Annotated in this window: 1 protein-coding gene; it reads left to right on the top strand. The window is 49.1% G+C overall.

Going from position 1 to position 318, the window contains the following annotated elements:
* Positions 1-318, top strand: a 318-nt coding sequence (locus EN852_RS38055) for a DNA cytosine methyltransferase (protein WP_135879847.1), incomplete at both ends; no start/stop codon positions are given.

Genomic DNA, 318 nt, shown 5'->3' with positions numbered 1-318 from the left:
GGAAAAATCGGCAGTTCAGTGTTCAAGAGCTGAAGCGCCTTCAATCATTTCCTGATGACTATGAGATTGTCGGTAAGTATGGGAAGGCAGTAGAGCAGATCGGGAACTCTGTGCCTCCGCGTCTCGCCTATGTGATTGCACAGTCCGTTCGTGAACAGTTGTTGAGAAGGAGGGCGGAGCTCACTTTTTGTGTTCGTCCTGCCGGATTCGAATCAACTTTCAAGAAGAGACAGCGAGAAAGGACAAATCACTACAAAGACGTTGCCAAGGCTGAGGTCGCAAAGCGGTTTTCGAACGTTGTGAGCATCGAAACTGCTT

Source organism: Mesorhizobium sp. M2E.F.Ca.ET.209.01.1.1 (genome assembly GCF_004010375.2).
Classification (GTDB): domain Bacteria; phylum Pseudomonadota; class Alphaproteobacteria; order Rhizobiales; family Rhizobiaceae; genus Mesorhizobium.
Note: the sequence above shows the minus strand (reverse complement) of the source record. Positions and strands in the feature narration are given on the sequence as shown.